The 15,655-nt window shown below is 71.4% G+C and carries 13 protein-coding genes; 6 read left to right on the top strand and 7 right to left on the bottom strand.

Annotated features, from left to right (window positions below):
- Positions 1-5: 5 nt before the first annotated feature.
- The 6 genes from ACFXOA_RS01630 to ACFXOA_RS01605 form a co-directional block, all read right to left on the bottom strand.
- On the bottom strand, positions 6-1,214 hold the full coding sequence (locus ACFXOA_RS01630) for an acyltransferase (protein WP_385020832.1): 1,209 nt from the start codon (positions 1,212-1,214) through the stop codon (positions 6-8).
- Entirely contained in the window at positions 1,211-2,254 is a 1,044-nt protein-coding gene (locus ACFXOA_RS01625; protein WP_385020829.1) for an alpha/beta hydrolase, read from the bottom strand. The genes ACFXOA_RS01630 and ACFXOA_RS01625 overlap by 4 nt, the downstream gene beginning before the upstream one ends.
- Before the next feature lie 226 nt (positions 2,255-2,480).
- Positions 2,481-3,161 (bottom strand): response regulator, encoded by a 681-nt coding sequence (locus ACFXOA_RS01620; RefSeq protein WP_385020826.1) that lies wholly within the window; start codon positions 3,159-3,161, stop codon positions 2,481-2,483.
- A complete protein-coding gene (locus tag ACFXOA_RS01615; RefSeq protein ID WP_385020824.1) occupies positions 3,158-4,507 on the bottom strand; it encodes a histidine kinase in 1,350 nt (449 codons plus the stop codon). Before ACFXOA_RS01615 ends, ACFXOA_RS01620 begins: the two co-directional genes overlap by 4 nt.
- Before the next feature lie 93 nt (positions 4,508-4,600).
- Positions 4,601-5,497 (bottom strand): DUF4429 domain-containing protein, encoded by an 897-nt coding sequence (locus tag ACFXOA_RS01610; RefSeq protein WP_385020821.1) that lies wholly within the window; start codon positions 5,495-5,497, stop codon positions 4,601-4,603.
- 115 nt (positions 5,498-5,612) lie between these two features.
- Positions 5,613-6,824, bottom strand: coding sequence for an alpha/beta hydrolase (locus tag ACFXOA_RS01605; RefSeq protein WP_385020818.1), 1,212 nt, complete (start codon positions 6,822-6,824; stop codon positions 5,613-5,615).
- 828 nt (positions 6,825-7,652) lie between these two features.
- Between ACFXOA_RS01605 and ACFXOA_RS01600 the strand changes: the two genes are divergently transcribed.
- Together ACFXOA_RS01600 and ACFXOA_RS01595 are read left to right on the top strand one after the other, a co-directional pair.
- Positions 7,653-9,140: an MFS transporter gene (locus ACFXOA_RS01600; RefSeq protein WP_385021401.1), complete on the top strand. Its 1,488-nt coding sequence runs from the start codon at positions 7,653-7,655 to the stop codon at positions 9,138-9,140.
- Positions 9,141-9,347: 207 nt separating this feature from the next.
- Positions 9,348-9,776 carry a peptidase inhibitor family I36 protein gene (locus ACFXOA_RS01595; protein WP_385020815.1) on the top strand — a complete coding sequence of 143 codons (429 nt, stop codon included), beginning with the start codon at positions 9,348-9,350 and terminating at the stop codon, positions 9,774-9,776.
- A 117-nt stretch (positions 9,777-9,893) separates the two neighbouring features.
- Here ACFXOA_RS01595 and aceE read toward each other — a convergent pair whose 3' ends face one another.
- A complete protein-coding gene (gene aceE, locus ACFXOA_RS01590) occupies positions 9,894-12,626 on the bottom strand; it encodes a pyruvate dehydrogenase (acetyl-transferring), homodimeric type (RefSeq protein ID WP_385020812.1) in 2,733 nt (910 codons plus the stop codon).
- Between the two features lie 481 nt (positions 12,627-13,107).
- Here aceE and ACFXOA_RS01585 point away from each other — a divergent pair, with 481 nt between their 5' ends.
- The 4 genes from ACFXOA_RS01585 (at position 13,108) to ACFXOA_RS01570 (ending at position 15,647) form a co-directional block, all read left to right on the top strand.
- Entirely contained in the window at positions 13,108-13,545 is a 438-nt protein-coding gene (locus ACFXOA_RS01585) for a DUF3052 domain-containing protein (RefSeq protein WP_362544157.1), read from the top strand.
- A gap of 167 nt (positions 13,546-13,712) precedes the next feature.
- On the top strand, positions 13,713-14,171 hold the full coding sequence (locus ACFXOA_RS01580; RefSeq protein WP_385020808.1) for a peroxiredoxin: 459 nt from the start codon (positions 13,713-13,715) through the stop codon (positions 14,169-14,171).
- 162 nt (positions 14,172-14,333) lie between these two features.
- Positions 14,334-14,909 (top strand): TerD family protein, encoded by a 576-nt coding sequence (locus tag ACFXOA_RS01575; RefSeq protein WP_385020805.1) that lies wholly within the window; start codon positions 14,334-14,336, stop codon positions 14,907-14,909.
- A 162-nt stretch (positions 14,910-15,071) separates the two neighbouring features.
- Positions 15,072-15,647: a TerD family protein gene (locus ACFXOA_RS01570; RefSeq protein WP_145763295.1), complete on the top strand. Its 576-nt coding sequence runs from the start codon at positions 15,072-15,074 to the stop codon at positions 15,645-15,647.
- The last annotated feature ends 8 nt before the right edge of the window (positions 15,648-15,655 follow it).

The following is a 15,655-nucleotide window of genomic DNA, read 5'->3' as shown; positions in this document are numbered from 1 at the left end:
ACGCCTCACGCCAGCCGCAGCGCGAACACCGCGAAGCCCGCCGCGAGCAGCCCCGCCGCTGCCCGGCGGGCGTTCCCGGTACGGCCGCCCGCCTCCCAGGGGGCCTCGAAGCGGCGGGCGTACCGTGAGATCAGCACCAGCAGCGCGGCGAACAGCGGCATCCACGCCAGCCGGGCCGCGATCCAGCCCACCGTGTCCGGACTCGTCGTCAGCCCCGGTACCAGGCCCGCGAACGACGCCGGGACGGCCGCGGTCAGCATCGCCGTCTGGTGCCAGCAGAGGATGGTCATCGCCGACAGGTTGATCACCACGACCGGCGCCCAGAGCGCGGGGCGGCGCAGCGCCCGGCCGATCCGGCCGTGCAGCAGGACCGCCGCCCCGCTCTGCGCCGAGGCCAGTGCGAGGACCAGCAGCGACGGCGGGTGCGAATTGGTCCGCGCCGCACCCGGTACGCCGACCATGGACGCCGGGTAGTGGAACACCAGCAGCAGTGCGGCGAACAGGGCGGTGCCGCCCACGAGCAGGAGCCCCGCCCCGCGCCTGGAGAGCCGGCCCGTCCCCCAGGAGACGCCGAGCTGATAGGCGAAGAGCCAGCCGGGCAGGATGTTCAGCACGCTCAGCCAGGACGGCACGGCGTCCGCGTACGGGCCGTAGCGCAGGAGGTCGACCAGGGCGACCGAGCCGAGCAGCGGGGCGGCCGCCCAGCCGCCGAGCCGCCCCGCGACGCGCACGCACCAGGGCGTGAGAGCGGTGACCACGGCGTAGACGCCGACGAACCACAGCGGCTGGATCACCAGCTTCGCCCCCGTCCGCAAGGTGGCCTCGGGGACCCCGGCGGCGTACAGCACCGGGATCATCAGCGCCCACACGGCGGTCACCCCGAGCACGGGCCTGCCCAGGCGCACCATCCGCCCCCGCAGCCAGGCCCCCGTGGTGGACGGCCTGCGGCGGTAGGAGAGGACGGACGCGTAGCCCCCGACCAGGAAGAACACCCCCAGCATCTGGAGGACCCAGCTCACCGGTGAGAACACCGCGAACGTGGAGAGCGGGCTCGCGTTGTGCAGGGCTCCCTCACCGTCCAGGGTGAACCCGCCGAGCAGCCAGTGGCCGGTGGGCACGGCCAGCAGGGCGAGGGCCCGCAGCCCGTCGACCGCGCGGTCACGGTGGGCGGGGGTCTCCGCCTCGATCCGGGAGACCAGCCCGCGCACGCTCATCGGGAGACCCCCTCGGCGATGGCGGCGAACGCGCGGAGCGAGTCCGTGCCCGGGGCGAAGTAACCGGTGTGGCCCTCGGCGTCCTCGGCCGGCACCCGGCGAGCACCGAATCCCGCGTCCGCCGGGTCGGCGCCGTGGCCGAGCCCCGCCACCCGGACGTGCGGGACGTCGTCGATCCAGTCGGTGTCGTCCTTGGCCGCCCAGACCCGCGCCCCTGTGTGCAGGCCGGCCACGTCGTCGGCACGCATCCCGGGGGAGCCGAGCACCACCAGGTCCGTGGCGCCGAGCTCCCGGGCCGCGATCCCGCAGACCACCGAGCCGTAGCTGTGACAGAACACGACCGGCGCGGGCAGCCCGTCGGCGGCCAGCCCGGCGGTGAGGCGCGTCAGCCGCGCCGCCCCCGCCTCGGCCAGACCTCCCGTCGCCGCGTCCAGCCCGAGGCCGACCGGCGTGGTGTAGCCGGCCCAGGCGATCACCGCGCTGCCCGCACCCGTCTCGGCGTACAGCGACCTCGCCATGCCCGCCGGAGTGCCGTACACGTCCCGGCGCCGGTCGAAGGTCCCGGCGTCGATGTCCGACCCCGGTACGACGACGGACACGTGGCGCGCGGTGCGCAGGTCCCCGAATACCTCGGCGACCTGCCCGCGTCCCCTCGGGTCGAACGCGAGGATCTGCCGTCCGGGAGCGGCGAGGGAGGCATAGCGGGGGTCGTGGGAGGCCTGCAGGGCAAGGGAGTTGGCCCGGTAGCGCAGCTCCAGCGGTACGCCGTCGAGATTGCCGGTCACCAACGGGTGCCGCTCTGCAAGCTCCTGGCGCTCGGCGTCGGTCAACTCGTCGAAGAAACGCCGGACCTGGGACGGAGTGGCGCGGCCCGGTTCGGGGAGCGCCCTGCCCAGTGATGTGTCGGAGCGCCACGCGGCGGTGCCCGGCGGGGGGCCCGTCACCGCCCGCTGGGTGTTCCCCGAGGCCCACCCCGCCGTACCCGCCACCACCGTCGCCGCCAGCGCGACGGCGGTCAGAGTCCTCGTGAACCGGCCCATGGTGTCCTCCCCTTAAGGCGTGCGCACACCGGTCGGTGTGCCGGGGAGGAAAGTAGGAGCGCGGTGGGTGACAGGGCGTCACACCGGGGAGCCAAGTCGCCGGTCGTACCGGGGTAGCGGTGGTACGGGGGGACAGCCCCACCCCGCACCGGGGGGTGGCCGCCGGGCCCCGCCCCCACCTGGGGCGGCCCTCGGACCCCGCCCCACCCCGCACCGGGGGCGGCCGTCAGACGCCGCCCGGAGCCACCAGCCCCGACTCGTAGGCGAAGATCACCGCCTGGGCCCGGTCCCGCAGGCCGAGCTTGGCGAGCACCTTGCCGATGTGCGTCTTCACCGTCTGCTCCGCCACCACCAGCTCCGCCGCGATCTCCTGGTTCGACAGCCCCCGCGCGATGAGCTCCAGGACCTCGGTCTCACGTGGTGTCAGCCCCTTCAGCCGCAGCGCCGCCCCGCCGGCCGGTGCCACCGGCCGCTGACGCGCGAAGTCGGCGATCAGCCGTCGCGTCACCGACGGGGCGAGCAGCGCGTCCCCGGCGGCCACGACCCGCACCGCCGAGATCAGGTCCGCCGGCGGTGCGTCCTTCAGCAGGAAGCCGGACGCCCCGGCGCGCAGCGCCTCGTACACGTAGTCGTCGACGTCGAAGGTGGTCAGCATCAGGACCTTCGGGCGGTGGGACACCCCCACGGGAGGGCTCAGCAGTTCGCGGGCCGCCGCCAGACCGTCCATCTCGGGCATCCGGACGTCCATCAGGACCACATCGGGAAGCGCCGTACGGCTGACCGCGATCCCCTGGCGCCCGTCGGGGGCCTCGCCCACCACGTCGATGTCGCTCTGCGCGGACAGCAGGGCGGCGAAGCCCGCCCGCACCATGGCCTGGTCGTCGACGATGATCACGCGGATGGTCACAGGTCCTCCGGAGCCGGGGATGCCGAGGGTGGCCGGGACGGCGGCAGCGGAAGCCGGGCGGCCACCCGGAAGCCCCCGTCCGGCAGCGGACCGGTGTCGAGGGTGCCGCCGGTCAACCGTACGCGCTCCCGCATGCCGACCAGCCCGTGTCCCGTCCCCGACACCTCCAGCGGTGAACCCGCCTGCGGGGGAGGGTCGTTGACGACCAGGATCGTGAGATGACCGTCCGAGGCGGTGACCGACACCCGGGTCCGCGCCCCGGGCGCGTGCCGGACCGCGTTGGCGAGGGCCTCCTGCACGATGCGGTAGGCGGACAGATCCACCGTCTGCGGCACGTCGCCCCGCTCCACCGCGTCCCGTACCTCCGTCGCCAGCGACAGCTCGGCCGGGAACCCGGCACGCACCGTGGCTTCCACCAGCTGCTGGAGCCGGCCGAGCCCCGGCTGCGGGGCGAGCTCGCCCCCGGCCCCGTCGCTGCGCAGCACCGACAGCAGACGGCGCATCTCGGAGAGCGACTCCCGTGCGCTGCCCGCGATGGACGCGAACTCCGCACGGGCCTCCTCGGACAGTCCGCCGATCCGGTACGGGGCCGAATCGGCCTGCACCGTGATCACCGACATGTGGTGCGCGACCACGTCGTGGAGCTCCCGGGCGATCCGGGTGCGCTCCTCCAGCAGCGTCCGCCGCGCCCGTTCGGCCTCGCTGATCGTCTCCTGCTCCACCAGGCGCCGCTGGGCCTCGCTGCGCTCCCGGACCGCGGCACCGATCACCAGGACCACGGCGCCGAGGACCCACAGCAGGAGCGCGCCGCCGTCGCTGCGTCCGGGGGCGACCAGGTGCAGCACCAGCCCGGCCGCACCCGTCGCCAGCCACACACCGGTCAGCACCCGGCGCGGTTCCCGCAGGGCCACGGCCAGCAGCACGAAGAGACAGCCGATCATGGCGGGCGGGGTCCACGGCCAGATGGTGCCCTCACGCTCGGGCAGCCCCAGCAGCACCAGGGCTCCCGCGACGTCCGTACCGAACACGATCCACCAGGCCCGCAGCGGCCGGTGCACCAGCATCAGCATCGGCGCGGCCTGCCCTACGGCCAGCGCTCCGGCGATCCCCCCGGGGACCCCGTAGTCGTTGACCAGCACCTGGATGGTCACGGGTACGAACACCGAGGTGAGGGCGAGCACCGCGGGATAGGGCAGCAGCCGCAGCCAGCGTCCGGGGGACCCGGCGAAGAGCGGGGCCGGCGGATGGGGCGCGTGGAACAGCCGGCGGACGAGCTCGCGCGTGCCGCGCCGCCCGGCGCCCGGCGAGCCGTCGCCGGGCGGGGCCCCGGTGGGAGAGATGGACATGATCCGGCAGCGTAGGCGCGCCGTGCCCGGTGCGGCGTCATACCGGGGAACGGACCCGCACCTCGCCACCCCCTACCCGGGTAGGGGGCCGCCCTACAGTTCGGCGAGCAGTTCCGCCTTCTTCGCGCTGTACTCGGCGTCGGTCACCAGGCCCGCCTGGTGCAGATCGCCGAGGTGGCGTATCCGCTCCGCGATGTCCGCCGGGTCGCGTCGCGCGCCCACGGGGACCGGCGCGGTCGCGACGGGCACCGTCTGGGTACGCCGCACCGACTCCAGGACCGCCGCCGCGAAGGGCAGCGACTCGTGCACCGGGCCGTAGCCCAGGCCGAAGACGACCGACGCGGGATCCTGGTCGGGCTGGACGCGGCCCGCGGCGACCGGGGCGGGGCCCGTGTCCGCGTCGGGGGCGACACCGCGCGGCACCAGCCGGAGGTACCCCTCGAAGGCCTCGGGCGACCGCCACTCGACCCCGCCCAGTTCCGCGACGGGGAAGGTCTGGTCGCCCGCCTTCCACTTGGCGCTCGACGCCCCGGTCCAGAACCAGCGGAAGGAGACCAGGGCGCCGTCGAAGCCCGCCCGCCCGTCGTAGGCCTTGAAGTTCATCGGCGCTTCCGGGGCGGTCACGAGGAAGCGCTCGGCGGGCTGGGCCGCCTCGTCCGTGAGCGTGGCGCGCAGTTCGTCGGCGTAGTACTCGGCGAGGGTCTCCAGCTCGGCCGGCAGCACCAGGCGATAGGGGTCGCACCCCTCCTTGAGCTGCCCGGCCGCCGCCTCCAGCAGTGGATCGGCGCCGGGTCTCGGCACGGCGTGCAGCACCACGGTGCCCCGCTTGCCCGGGGTCAGAGTCACCGACGACAGCGCCGCGTACGGAATGCGGCGCTCGCGCAGACTCTGGTAGAGCCTCGGTGTGCGAATGCCCCGTTCGAAGCGGATGAGCACGGAGTCGGTGTCGAACTCCCAGGTGGCATGAATTCCGGCCAGCACATCACCCATGTGCCTCATCGTATGTGGCACAGGCCCGCACGTCCCCCTCCGGTACAGGCGGATTCGGCCGGGCGGACAGGCCGTTCGCCGTTCTCTACGCGCGTCGGACGATCTTCTACGCGCGTCAGGCCGCTTCTCCGCCGGAAATCTCCCGGTGGCACGAACCGTCGGCATGCGCACAGCTGACCGAGTCGTACGCACCCACACCGATCGCCGCGAAGTTGCTGAGGCTCTCCGTGCCCGGCTCGAAGTAGCCGCTGTGTCCCACCGCCCCGCTCGCGGAGACGATCCGCGCGCCGAAGGCCGGGTCGACCGGGTCGGCCCCGTGTCCGAGACCGCCGACCGCCATGTTCGGCACGTCCGCGATCCAGTCGTCGCTGTCCCGCATCGCCCACACCCGGGCACGTGTGTGCAGGGCGCCGGCGTTGTCCGCGCGCATCCCCGGGCTCCCGGCGACCGCGATGTCCGACACCCTGTCCGGCAGGCCCCGGGCGGCCACACCGCACAGCACGGAGCCGTAGCTGTGGCAGAACAGCGAGACGTCCGACGTGCCCGGCAGCGCGTCCAGCAGGCCGTTCAGCCGGACGGCTCCCTGCTCGGCGAGCCCGCCCAGCACCGCGTCCATGCCGATGCCGGCGGGCGCCGTGTAGTCGGCCCAGGCGATGACTGCCGTACGCGAACCGGGTCGGGCCGAGCGCTCGGCGCCGTAGAGGGACCGCGCCATTCCGACGGGCGCCGCGTTCTCCTTGGCCCCGCTGCGCTCCAGGGTCAGCAGGTTCGTGTCGACACCCGGCACGACGACCGAGACCCGGTCGGCCCGGTCGAGGTCGCCGAAGACCTCCGCGGCCCGGCCGCGGCCCGACGGGTCGAAGGAGAGGATCTGCCGGTCGCCCTTCAGCAGGGAGCTGAAGCGATGGAGCCGGGACGCCGCGTCGCGGCGCCCGTCCGGGGACAGGCGTGGGTCCAGGGTCCGCTGCTCCTCCGCAGCCCGGGCCTGGGCCAGCGCGTCCCGGTTGGCCCGGTAGCGCAGGGTGACCGGCGCACCGTTCAGATTTCCCACGACCAGCGGGTACTTGTCGGCCAGGGCCACCTGCTGACCCGCTGTGAGCGTCGCGAAGAAGTGCGCCAGCCGATAGGCCGGCGCGCCCACGTCCGGGAGGGAGTGACCGCCTATCCGGTCCTTGGCCCAGGAGGCGAGAGCGGCCTCGCGCGGGGAGGAGGAGTGCTGCTGACGCACGGCGGTCCACCCGGTGGTCGCCAGCATCACGAACACGACCGCTACGGCGAGCAGGGCGCGCCATACGGTGAGCGTGGGGGATGAGTCGAAGGAAGTCACTGCGCCCCACCCTAGGAGACGCGCGCGGGGCCTCGGCGCAGGGGTGACACGCATCACCCGGTCGCGGGGAATTGACGGCCCGTCTCTCACGCTCCGTGTGCGCCGGCTCCACGCTCCGGTGTGCGCGAGGGGTGCGGGAACCCGCGAACCGGCCCCCGCGCCGGAGGTGTTGTGAGATCGGCCATGCGCCCGCGAAGAGGGATGCGGCACACCTGTGCGAAACGCGTAAGGGCGTTCCCGGAGTGAGCGCCTGTCCGCGGAGAGCGCAGGTGGGAGCTGGGCCGGCCGCCGTTCGGCCGGATCGCGGAGCTCGTCCGCCCGGCCTCCTCGCGCGGTCCCCGGAGCCTGCTGATCGGACGCGTCACCCCTGGGGGCGAGGTGACGGCCGGCCCGGGGCGCGCGGGTCCGTGTCCGGGGCGCGCCCGTCACGCTCCGCCACCATCCCGGGCCGCCGGGCGGCCCGCTCGTACCGCGTTACGACGTGGTGGGGGCGGCCGCTCCGGGGCCTCGCGGGTGCGCCGCGTCCCGCGTCCGCGCACCCCGGCCGGAGCACCGGACCGGGAGACCCCGTACGTCTGCCCGCGGGTCACGAACCGGACCCCGTTCCGCCTTTTCCACCTGACCGGTCTGCCTGTGGGATACGCGACAGTTACTGTCTAGTGAATTGGTTTGTCAACTGTCAGTGACTGCCATAATGTCCGGCGCATGACTAGTCAGACCACTGTCGAGAAGGCGCCGCGGGAGCCTGAAGACACCCTTGTTCCCGCACCGGCGAAGGGACTGCGCGGCCACCCCTGGCTGACACTCTTCGCCGTCGCCATCGGCGTGATGATGGTGGCGCTCGACGGCACGATCGTCGCGATCGCCAACCCGGCCATCCAGCAGGACCTCGGCGCCTCGCTCGCCGACGTCCAGTGGATCACCAACGGCTACATGCTCGCTCTCGCGGTCTCCCTGATCACCGCGGGCAAGCTCGGTGACCGCTTCGGCCACCGTCAGACCTTCCTGATAGGCATCGCCGGATTCGCCGCCGCCTCGGCGGCCATCGGGCTCTCCGACAGCGTCACCCTGGTGATCCTCTTCCGGGTGCTCCAGGGCCTCTTCGGCGCGCTGCTCATGCCGGCGGCGCTCGGCCTGCTGCGCGCCACCTTCCCCGCCGAGAAGCTGAACATGGCGATCGGCATCTGGGGCATGGTCATCGGCGCCTCCACTGCGGGCGGTCCGATCCTCGGCGGCGTCCTCGTGGAGCACGTCAGCTGGCAGTCCGTCTTCTTCATCAACGTGCCGGTCGGCGTGATCGCGCTCCTGTTCGGCCTCGTGATCCTCAGGGACCACCGGGCCGAGAACGCGCCGAGGTCCTTCGACATCGGCGGCATCGTGCTGCTGTCCCAGGCGATGTTCTGCCTGATCTGGTCGCTGATCAAGGGTTCCGAGTGGGGCTGGGGCGACGCGAAGACGCTCGGCTTCCTCGGAGCGGCGATCGTCCTGTTCGTCGTGTTCGCGCTCTCCCAGAAGAACGTCCGCGAGCCGCTCATCCCGCTGGCCATGTTCCGCTCCGTGCCGCTCTCGGCCGGTGTGGTCCTCATGGTCCTGATGGCGTTCGCCTTCATGGGCGGTCTGTTCTTCGTCACCTTCTACCTCCAGAACGTCCACGGCATGAGCCCGGTCGACAGCGGGCTCCACCTGCTCCCGCTGACCGGGATGATGATCGTCGGCTCCCCGCTGGCCGGAGCGGCGATCACCCGGTTCGGTCCGCGTGTGCCGCTGGTCGGCGGCATGGTGTCGGTGGCGATCGCCATGTTCGGCATGTCGCAGCTGACGATCGGCACCGGGACGCTGACCATGTCGCTCTGGTTCGCGCTGCTCGGCTTCGGCCTCGCACCGGTCATGGTCGGCGCGACCGAGGTCATCGTCGGCAACGCCCCGCTGGAGCTCTCCGGGGTCGCGGGCGGGCTCCAGCAGGCCGCCATGCAGGTCGGCGGCAGCCTCGGTACGGCGGTCCTGGGGGCCGTCATGGCCTCGCAGGTCGACGCGCAGCTCGGGGACAACTGGAAGGCCGCCGAACTCCCGCCGGTCGGCCAGGCGCAGCTGGACCAGGCGTCGTCCGCCATCGAGGTCGGCATGCCGCCCGTCGCCCCAGGCACCCCGCCGGAGATCGCCGCGAAGATCACGGACGTCGCACATGACACGTTCGTGTCGGGCATGAGCTCCGCGTTCATGGTCGCCGGCATCGTCGCCGTGGTCGCCGCGCTCGTCGCCACACTCACCAAGCGCGGCGCGAACGCCGAGGCAGGCATGGGCGCGGGCCACATCTGACCCCTGCCCCGCCCCCGGCCGGGACGGCTTCCCGGGCCATCGGGGGACGTCAACACAGCGCATCCGACAGCCCCGCCGGACGACTCCGGCGGGGCTGTCGCCTATCAGGGTGATCCAGCGGCTGCCCCCTTCCCGAGCCGCCTCCGCGCAGGTCAGAGTGCGCTCATGCGGGCCACCCGGCCCGCTCGACCACGGGGGTTGACCACCATGCGTACGACCGTTCTCGCCGCCACCCTGGCGGCCACCGCTCTCGTCCCCGCCACCGCGCTCCAGTCCGGTGCCGCGCCCTCGGCCGACCACCGGCCCGCGGCGAAGGAGCGCCCGGACGCCGCTCCGAAGGCGGCACCCGCCGGGCTCGCGCCCTGCGGGGCCGGACAGCTCTGCCTCTGGGCCAAGCCCGACTTCAAGGGAAAGGCCCAGAGCCACGAACTGTCCACCGTCGGCATCGAGAGCTGCGTCCCGCTGCCGGGCGGCGGCTCCGCTCAGGCTCTCGTGAACCGCACCGGGCGGCCCGTCACCACCTACCAGTCGGCCGAGTGCGCCGAGACCGGAGAGTTCGAGACCTACCCGGGCGGCGGCACCTGGGTGCCCCGGTCGCCGTACACGGTCAGGGCCTTCAAGATCTGGGAGAACTGAGCCGGGCACCCAGGCGCCCGGGCCCGCCGGCACGCGTACGGCCTCCGGCCCCGGCGGCGGGACGCGGAAGGGCGGCGGACCCACGGCCCGCCGCCCTTCCACCGGGAACCGGTGTCCCTACGCGTCACCGCCGGCCGGGCCGGGGCCCGCCGCGGCCACGTCCAGCAGCTCGTACCTGTCCAGCGCCGTCTTCAGCGCCGAACGGTCGATCCTGCCCTCCTTCGCCAGCTCCGTCAGCACCGCCAGCACGATCGACTGAGCGTCGATGTGGAAGTACCGGCGAGCCGCGCCCCGGGTGTCCGCGAAGCCGAAGCCGTCCGCACCCAGCGACTGGTACGCGCCGGGCACCCAGCGGGCGATCTGGTCGGGCACCGACCGCATCCAGTCCGAGACCGCCACGAACGGGCCCTCGGAGCCGGAGAGCTTCCGCGTCACGTACGGGACGCGCTGCTCCTCCTCCGGGTGGAGCAGGTTGTGGCGCTCCACCTCGACGGCCTCCCGGCGAAGCTCGTTCCAGGAGGTCGCCGACCAGACGTCCGCCTTCACGTTCCACTCGTCGGCGAGGATCCGCTGCGCCTCGACCGCCCACGGGACCGCCACACCGGAGGCCAGGATCTGGGCCGGGATCCGGCCCTTCTCGCCGGCCCGGTAGCGGTGCACGCCCTTGAGGATGCCCTCGACGTCGACGTCGGCGGGCTCGGCCGGGTGCTGGATCGGCTCGTTGTAGACGGTGAGGTAGTAGAAGACGTCCTCGCTCTCCTCTCCGTACATGCGCCGCAGACCGTCCTGGACGATGTGCGCGATCTCGTACCCGAACGCCGGGTCGTAGGAGACGCAGGCGGGGTTCGTCGACGCGAGCAGCTGCGAGTGGCCGTCCGCGTGCTGCAGGCCCTCACCGGTCAGGGTCGTACGCCCGGCCGTGGCACCCAGCACGAAGCCGCGGGACAGCTGGTCGGCCATCTGCCAGAACTGGTCGCCGGTGCGCTGGAACCCGAACATCGAGTAGAAGACGTACACCGGGATCAGCGGCTCGCCGTGCGTGGCGTAGGCGGAACCCGCGGCGATCAGCGAGGCGGTGCAGCCCGCCTCCGAGATGCCGTCGTGCAGCATCTGACCCGTCGGCGACTCCTTGTACGCGAGGAGCAGCTCACGGTCGACGGACTCGTACTGCTGACCGAGCGGGTTGTAGATCTTCGCGCTCGGGAAGAAGGCGTCCATGCCGAAGGTGCGGTACTCGTCGGGCGCGATCAGCACGAAACGCTTGCCGATCTCCTTGTCCCGCATGAGGTCCTTCAGGACGCGCACGAAGGCCATGGTCGTCGCGATCGACTGCTGACCCGAGCCCTTCTTCGCGGTCGCGTACGCTTTCTCGTCGGGAAGGGGCAGCGGCTTCGCGCGCACCACACGCGTCGGGACGTAACCGCCCAGACCCTTGCGGCGGTCGTGCATGTACTGGATTTCTTCCGAGTCACGGCCTGGGTGGTAGTACGGCGGGTTGCCGTCCTCCAGCTGCTTGTCCGCGATCGGGATGTGCAGGCGGTCGCGGAAGCGCTTGAGGTCGTCGGCCGTGAGCTTCTTCATCTGGTGGGTCGCGTTGCGGCCCTCGAAGTTCGGGCCGAGCGTCCAGCCCTTGACCGTCTGCGCCAGGATGACCGTCGGCTGGCCCTTGTGGGCCTTGGCCGCCGCGTACGCCGCGTACACCTTCCGGTGGTCGTGGCCACCACGGCCCAGGTGCAGGATCTGGTCGTCGGACATGTCCTTGACCATGTCGCGCAGCCGCGGGTCGTCACCGAAGAAGTGCTCGCGGATGTACGCCCCGGTCTCGGTCGCGTACGTCTGGAACTGGCCGTCCGGCGTGGTGTTCAGCTTGTTGACCAGGATGCCCGTGCGGTCCTGGGCCAGCAGCGGGTCCCAGGTGCGGTCCCAGACCAGCTTGATGACGTTCCAGCCGGCCCCGCGGAACTGCGACTCCAGCTCCTGGATGATCTTTCCGTTGCCGCGCACCGGGCCGTCGAGGCGCTGCAGGTTGCAGTTGACCACGAAGGTGAGGTTGTCCAGGCCCTCACGTGCGGCGATGGACAGCTGCCCCAGGGACTCCGGCTCGTCCATCTCGCCGTCGCCGAGATAGGCCCAGACGTGCGAGTCGGAGGTGTCCGCGATGCCGCGCGCCTCCATGTAGCGGTTCATCCGCGCCTGGTAGATGGCGCCCAGCGGGCCGAGGCCCATCGAGACCGTCGGGAACTCCCAGAAGTCCGGCATGGACCGCGGGTGGGGGTAGCTGGACAGGGCGTGCCCGGCCTTCGACTGCTCCTGGCGGAAGCCGTCGAGCTGCGCCTCGCTCAGCCGGTCCAGCAGGAAGGCCCGGGCGTAGATGCCCGGCGACGCGTGTCCCTGGAAGAAGATCTGGTCGCCGCCGCGGCCGTCGTCCTTTCCGCGGAAGAAGTGGTTGAACCCCACGTCGTACAGCGAGGCGGAGGACGCGAACGTGGCGATGTGCCCACCGACGCCGATCCCGGGACGCTGCGCGCGGGAGACCATCACCGCGGCGTTCCAGCGGGTCGCGTTGAGGACCTTGCGCTCGATCTCCTCGTCGCCGGGGAAGAACGGCTCGTCCTTCGTGGCGATCGTGTTGATGTAGTCGGTGCTGCGCATCTCGGGCACGGCCACGCGCTTCTCGCGCGCACGCTCGATGAGCCGGAGCATCAGGTAGCGGGCGCGCTCACGGCCTCGCTCGTCGACGGCGGCGTCGAGGGAGTCGAGCCATTCCTGGGTCTCTTCAGGATCGAAGTCCGGGACCTGGCTCGGAAGGCCGCCAATGATGATCGGGTTGCGATCGGATCCGGAAGCCACACTGTTCCTTCGCTGTTCGGTGGTGCTCTTCGGGGCCTGGCTGCGGGGAACCTACCCCCGGGGTGGCTGCTCCACGCCGCCTCCATCGTGTACCTCGGGGACCTAAACGTCACCTCTACTGTGGGGTAACACAAGGTTCGCGGACGCCGTGTCCGGGCACGTGTACCGCGGGCGCCGGACCGGCTCCCGCCGAAATCGCAACCCTACGCCCAACCCGGTCAAACGTTCCCAAAGCCCGTTCGAATCCGAATGCCGGAGGGAAACGGCATAAGCTGAGGAAGGACGTAAAGGGCCGGGACGCAGTTCCGGGCCCCGCAGGAGACCGCCCGAGCCTGCGGCGACGTGGCAGGGAACGTCACCGTTCAGGCGGTCTCGGACGCCGGGTACTTGCGCGATTCGCCGAGCCCGTGTGGACTACGGCCAACGCCCCGCGCACGCGCGTGGCTGAAGCATTTTCCGAAACATGATCAGGAGGCAACCCGTGAGCGCGACCGCGGACCACGCGGAGGAACGGACCAACACGGCCGCGAGGCTTGGGTTCGAACCCGGACAGGTGGTCCAGGAGATCGGCTACGACGACGACGTCGAGCAGGAGCTCCGTGAGGGCATTGAGGCCACAATCGGCCAGGATCTCGTCGACGAGGACTACGACGACGTCGCTGACGTCGTCCTGCTCTGGTTCCGTGACGAGGACGGCGACCTTACGGACGCGCTGGTGGATGCCATTGGTCTGATCGAGGACGGCGGGGCGGTCTGGCTGATGACGCCCAAGACCGGCCGCGACGGCTACGTCGAGCCGAGCGACATCAACGAGGCTGCCCAGACAGCTGGTCTTGCCCAGACCAAGAGCATCAACGCGGGCAAGGACTGGACGGGCAGCCGTCTGGTCACCCCCAAGGGTGCCAAGACCAAGCGCTGAGCTCTTCCGGACACGACCGAGGGCCCCTGACGGCGACCACGCCGTCAGGGGCCCTCGTACGTGCCGGGCGGGCCTCCCCCGCCCGGCGTACCTCCGCTGCGTAGGGTGGGAGTCACCCGGACGGCCCAGCCCGGGGAAGTGCGACGTTCGCGAAGGGATGCGTTTACATGGCGATCGAGGCCGGCACGAAGGCTCCGGATTTCGAGCTGAAGGACAACCACGGGCGGACCGTGAAGCTCTCCGACTTCCGTGGTGAGAAGAACGTCGTCCTGCTCTTCTACCCCTTCGCCTTCACCGGTGTCTGCACGGGAGAGCTCTGCGCGCTCCGCGACGAGCTCCCGAAGTTCGAGAACGACGAGACCCAGCTGCTCGCCGTCTCCAACGACTCCATCCACACCCTGCGCGTCTTCGCCGAGCAGGAGGGCCTGGAGTACCCCCTGCTCTCGGACTTCTGGCCGCACGGCGAGACCTCTCGGGCGTACGGGGTCTTCGACGAGGACAAGGGCTGCGCGGTCCGCGGCACGTTCATCATCGACAAGGAGGGCGTGGTCCGCTGGACCGTCGTCAACGGACTGCCGGACGCGCGCGACCTGAACGACTACGTCAAGGCGCTCGACGCGATCTGACCTGTGGGCTCCCCGCCGCGTCACGGCGGGGATCTGTCGCGGTTCCGCGCCGAAAGCCTGTTTCGGCAGGGAACCGGTCACTAGGATCCAATCGTTGATCCGATGCCACGCACGACGGGGGCGCTGGTGTCTGCCGGCCCTCTCAACACTTTTGGAGGACTCGTGGGAGTCAGCCTCAGCAAGGGCGGCAACGTCTCGCTCTCCAAGGCCGCACCGAACCTGACCGCGGTCATCGTCGGTCTGGGCTGGGACGCCCGTACGACGACCGGCGGTGACTTCGACCTCGACGCCAGCGCACTGCTGACGAACGCCGGGGGCAAGGTCGGCAGCGACGGGAATTTCGTCTTCTTCAACAACCTCAAGAGCCCCGACGGCTCCGTGGAGCACACCGGCGACAACCTCACCGGTGAGGGCGAGGGCGACGACGAGGTCATCAAGGTCAACCTCGCCGCCGTACCGGCCGACGTGGACAAGATCGTCTTCCCGGTCTCGATCTACGAGGCCGAGACCCGTCAGCAGAGCTTCGGCCAGGTGCGCAACGCCTACATCCGCGTGGTGAACCAGGCGGACAACAGCGAGCTCGCGCGCTACGACCTGAGCGAGGACGCCTCGACGGAGACCGCCATGGTCTTCGGCGAGCTGTACCGCAACGGCGCGGAGTGGAAGTTCCGCGCCATCGGCCAGGGGTACGCCTCGGGCCTGCGCGGTATCGCGCAGGATTTCGGCGTCAACGTCTGAGCCCGTCCGGAGGGCGCTTCCAGCACGCTCCGGACACCTCATGCACCACCTCGTCCGGCGTCGCACCCCTGTGCGGCGCCGGACGCGTCGGCCGGACGCCCGGTGTCCCTCCGGGCCGCGCCCGGCCGGCAAGACCGTCCATCGACTCGGGGAGGACACACCATGGGCGTCACGCTCGCCAAGGGAGGCAACGTCTCCCTCTCCAAGGCCGCACCCAATCTGACGCAGGTGCTGGTCGGGCTCGGCTGGGACGCACGATCCACGACGGGAGCCGACTTCGACCTCGACGCCAGCGCGCTGCTGTGCCAGTCGGGCCGCGTCCTCGGCGACGAGTGGTTCGTCTTCTACAACAACCTCACCAGCCCCGACGGCTCCGTGGAGCACACCGGGGACAATCTCACCGGCGAGGGTGAGGGCGACGACGAGTCCGTCATCGTGAACCTCACGCAGGTGCCGGCGCACTGCGACAAGATCGTCTTTCCGGTCTCGATCCATGAGGCCGACAACCGTGGACAGACTTTCGGGCAGGTCAGCAACGCCTTCATCCGTGTGGTGAACCAGGCGGACGGGCAGGAACTCGCTCGGTACGACCTCAGCGAGGACGCGTCCACCGAGACGGCGATGATCTTCGGCGAGCTCTACCGGTACGGCGGCGAGTGGAAATTCCGTGCAGTGGGACAGGGGTACGCGTCAGGGCTCCGGGGCATCGCTCTAGACTTCGGGGTCAACGTTTCGTAAAGCCGCGC

Source organism: Streptomyces sp. NPDC059166 (assembly GCF_042755185.1).
Classification (GTDB): Bacteria; Actinomycetota; Actinomycetes; order Streptomycetales; family Streptomycetaceae; genus Streptomyces.
The sequence above is the reverse complement of the archived record's forward strand: the minus strand, read 5'-3'. Positions and strand labels throughout refer to the sequence as shown.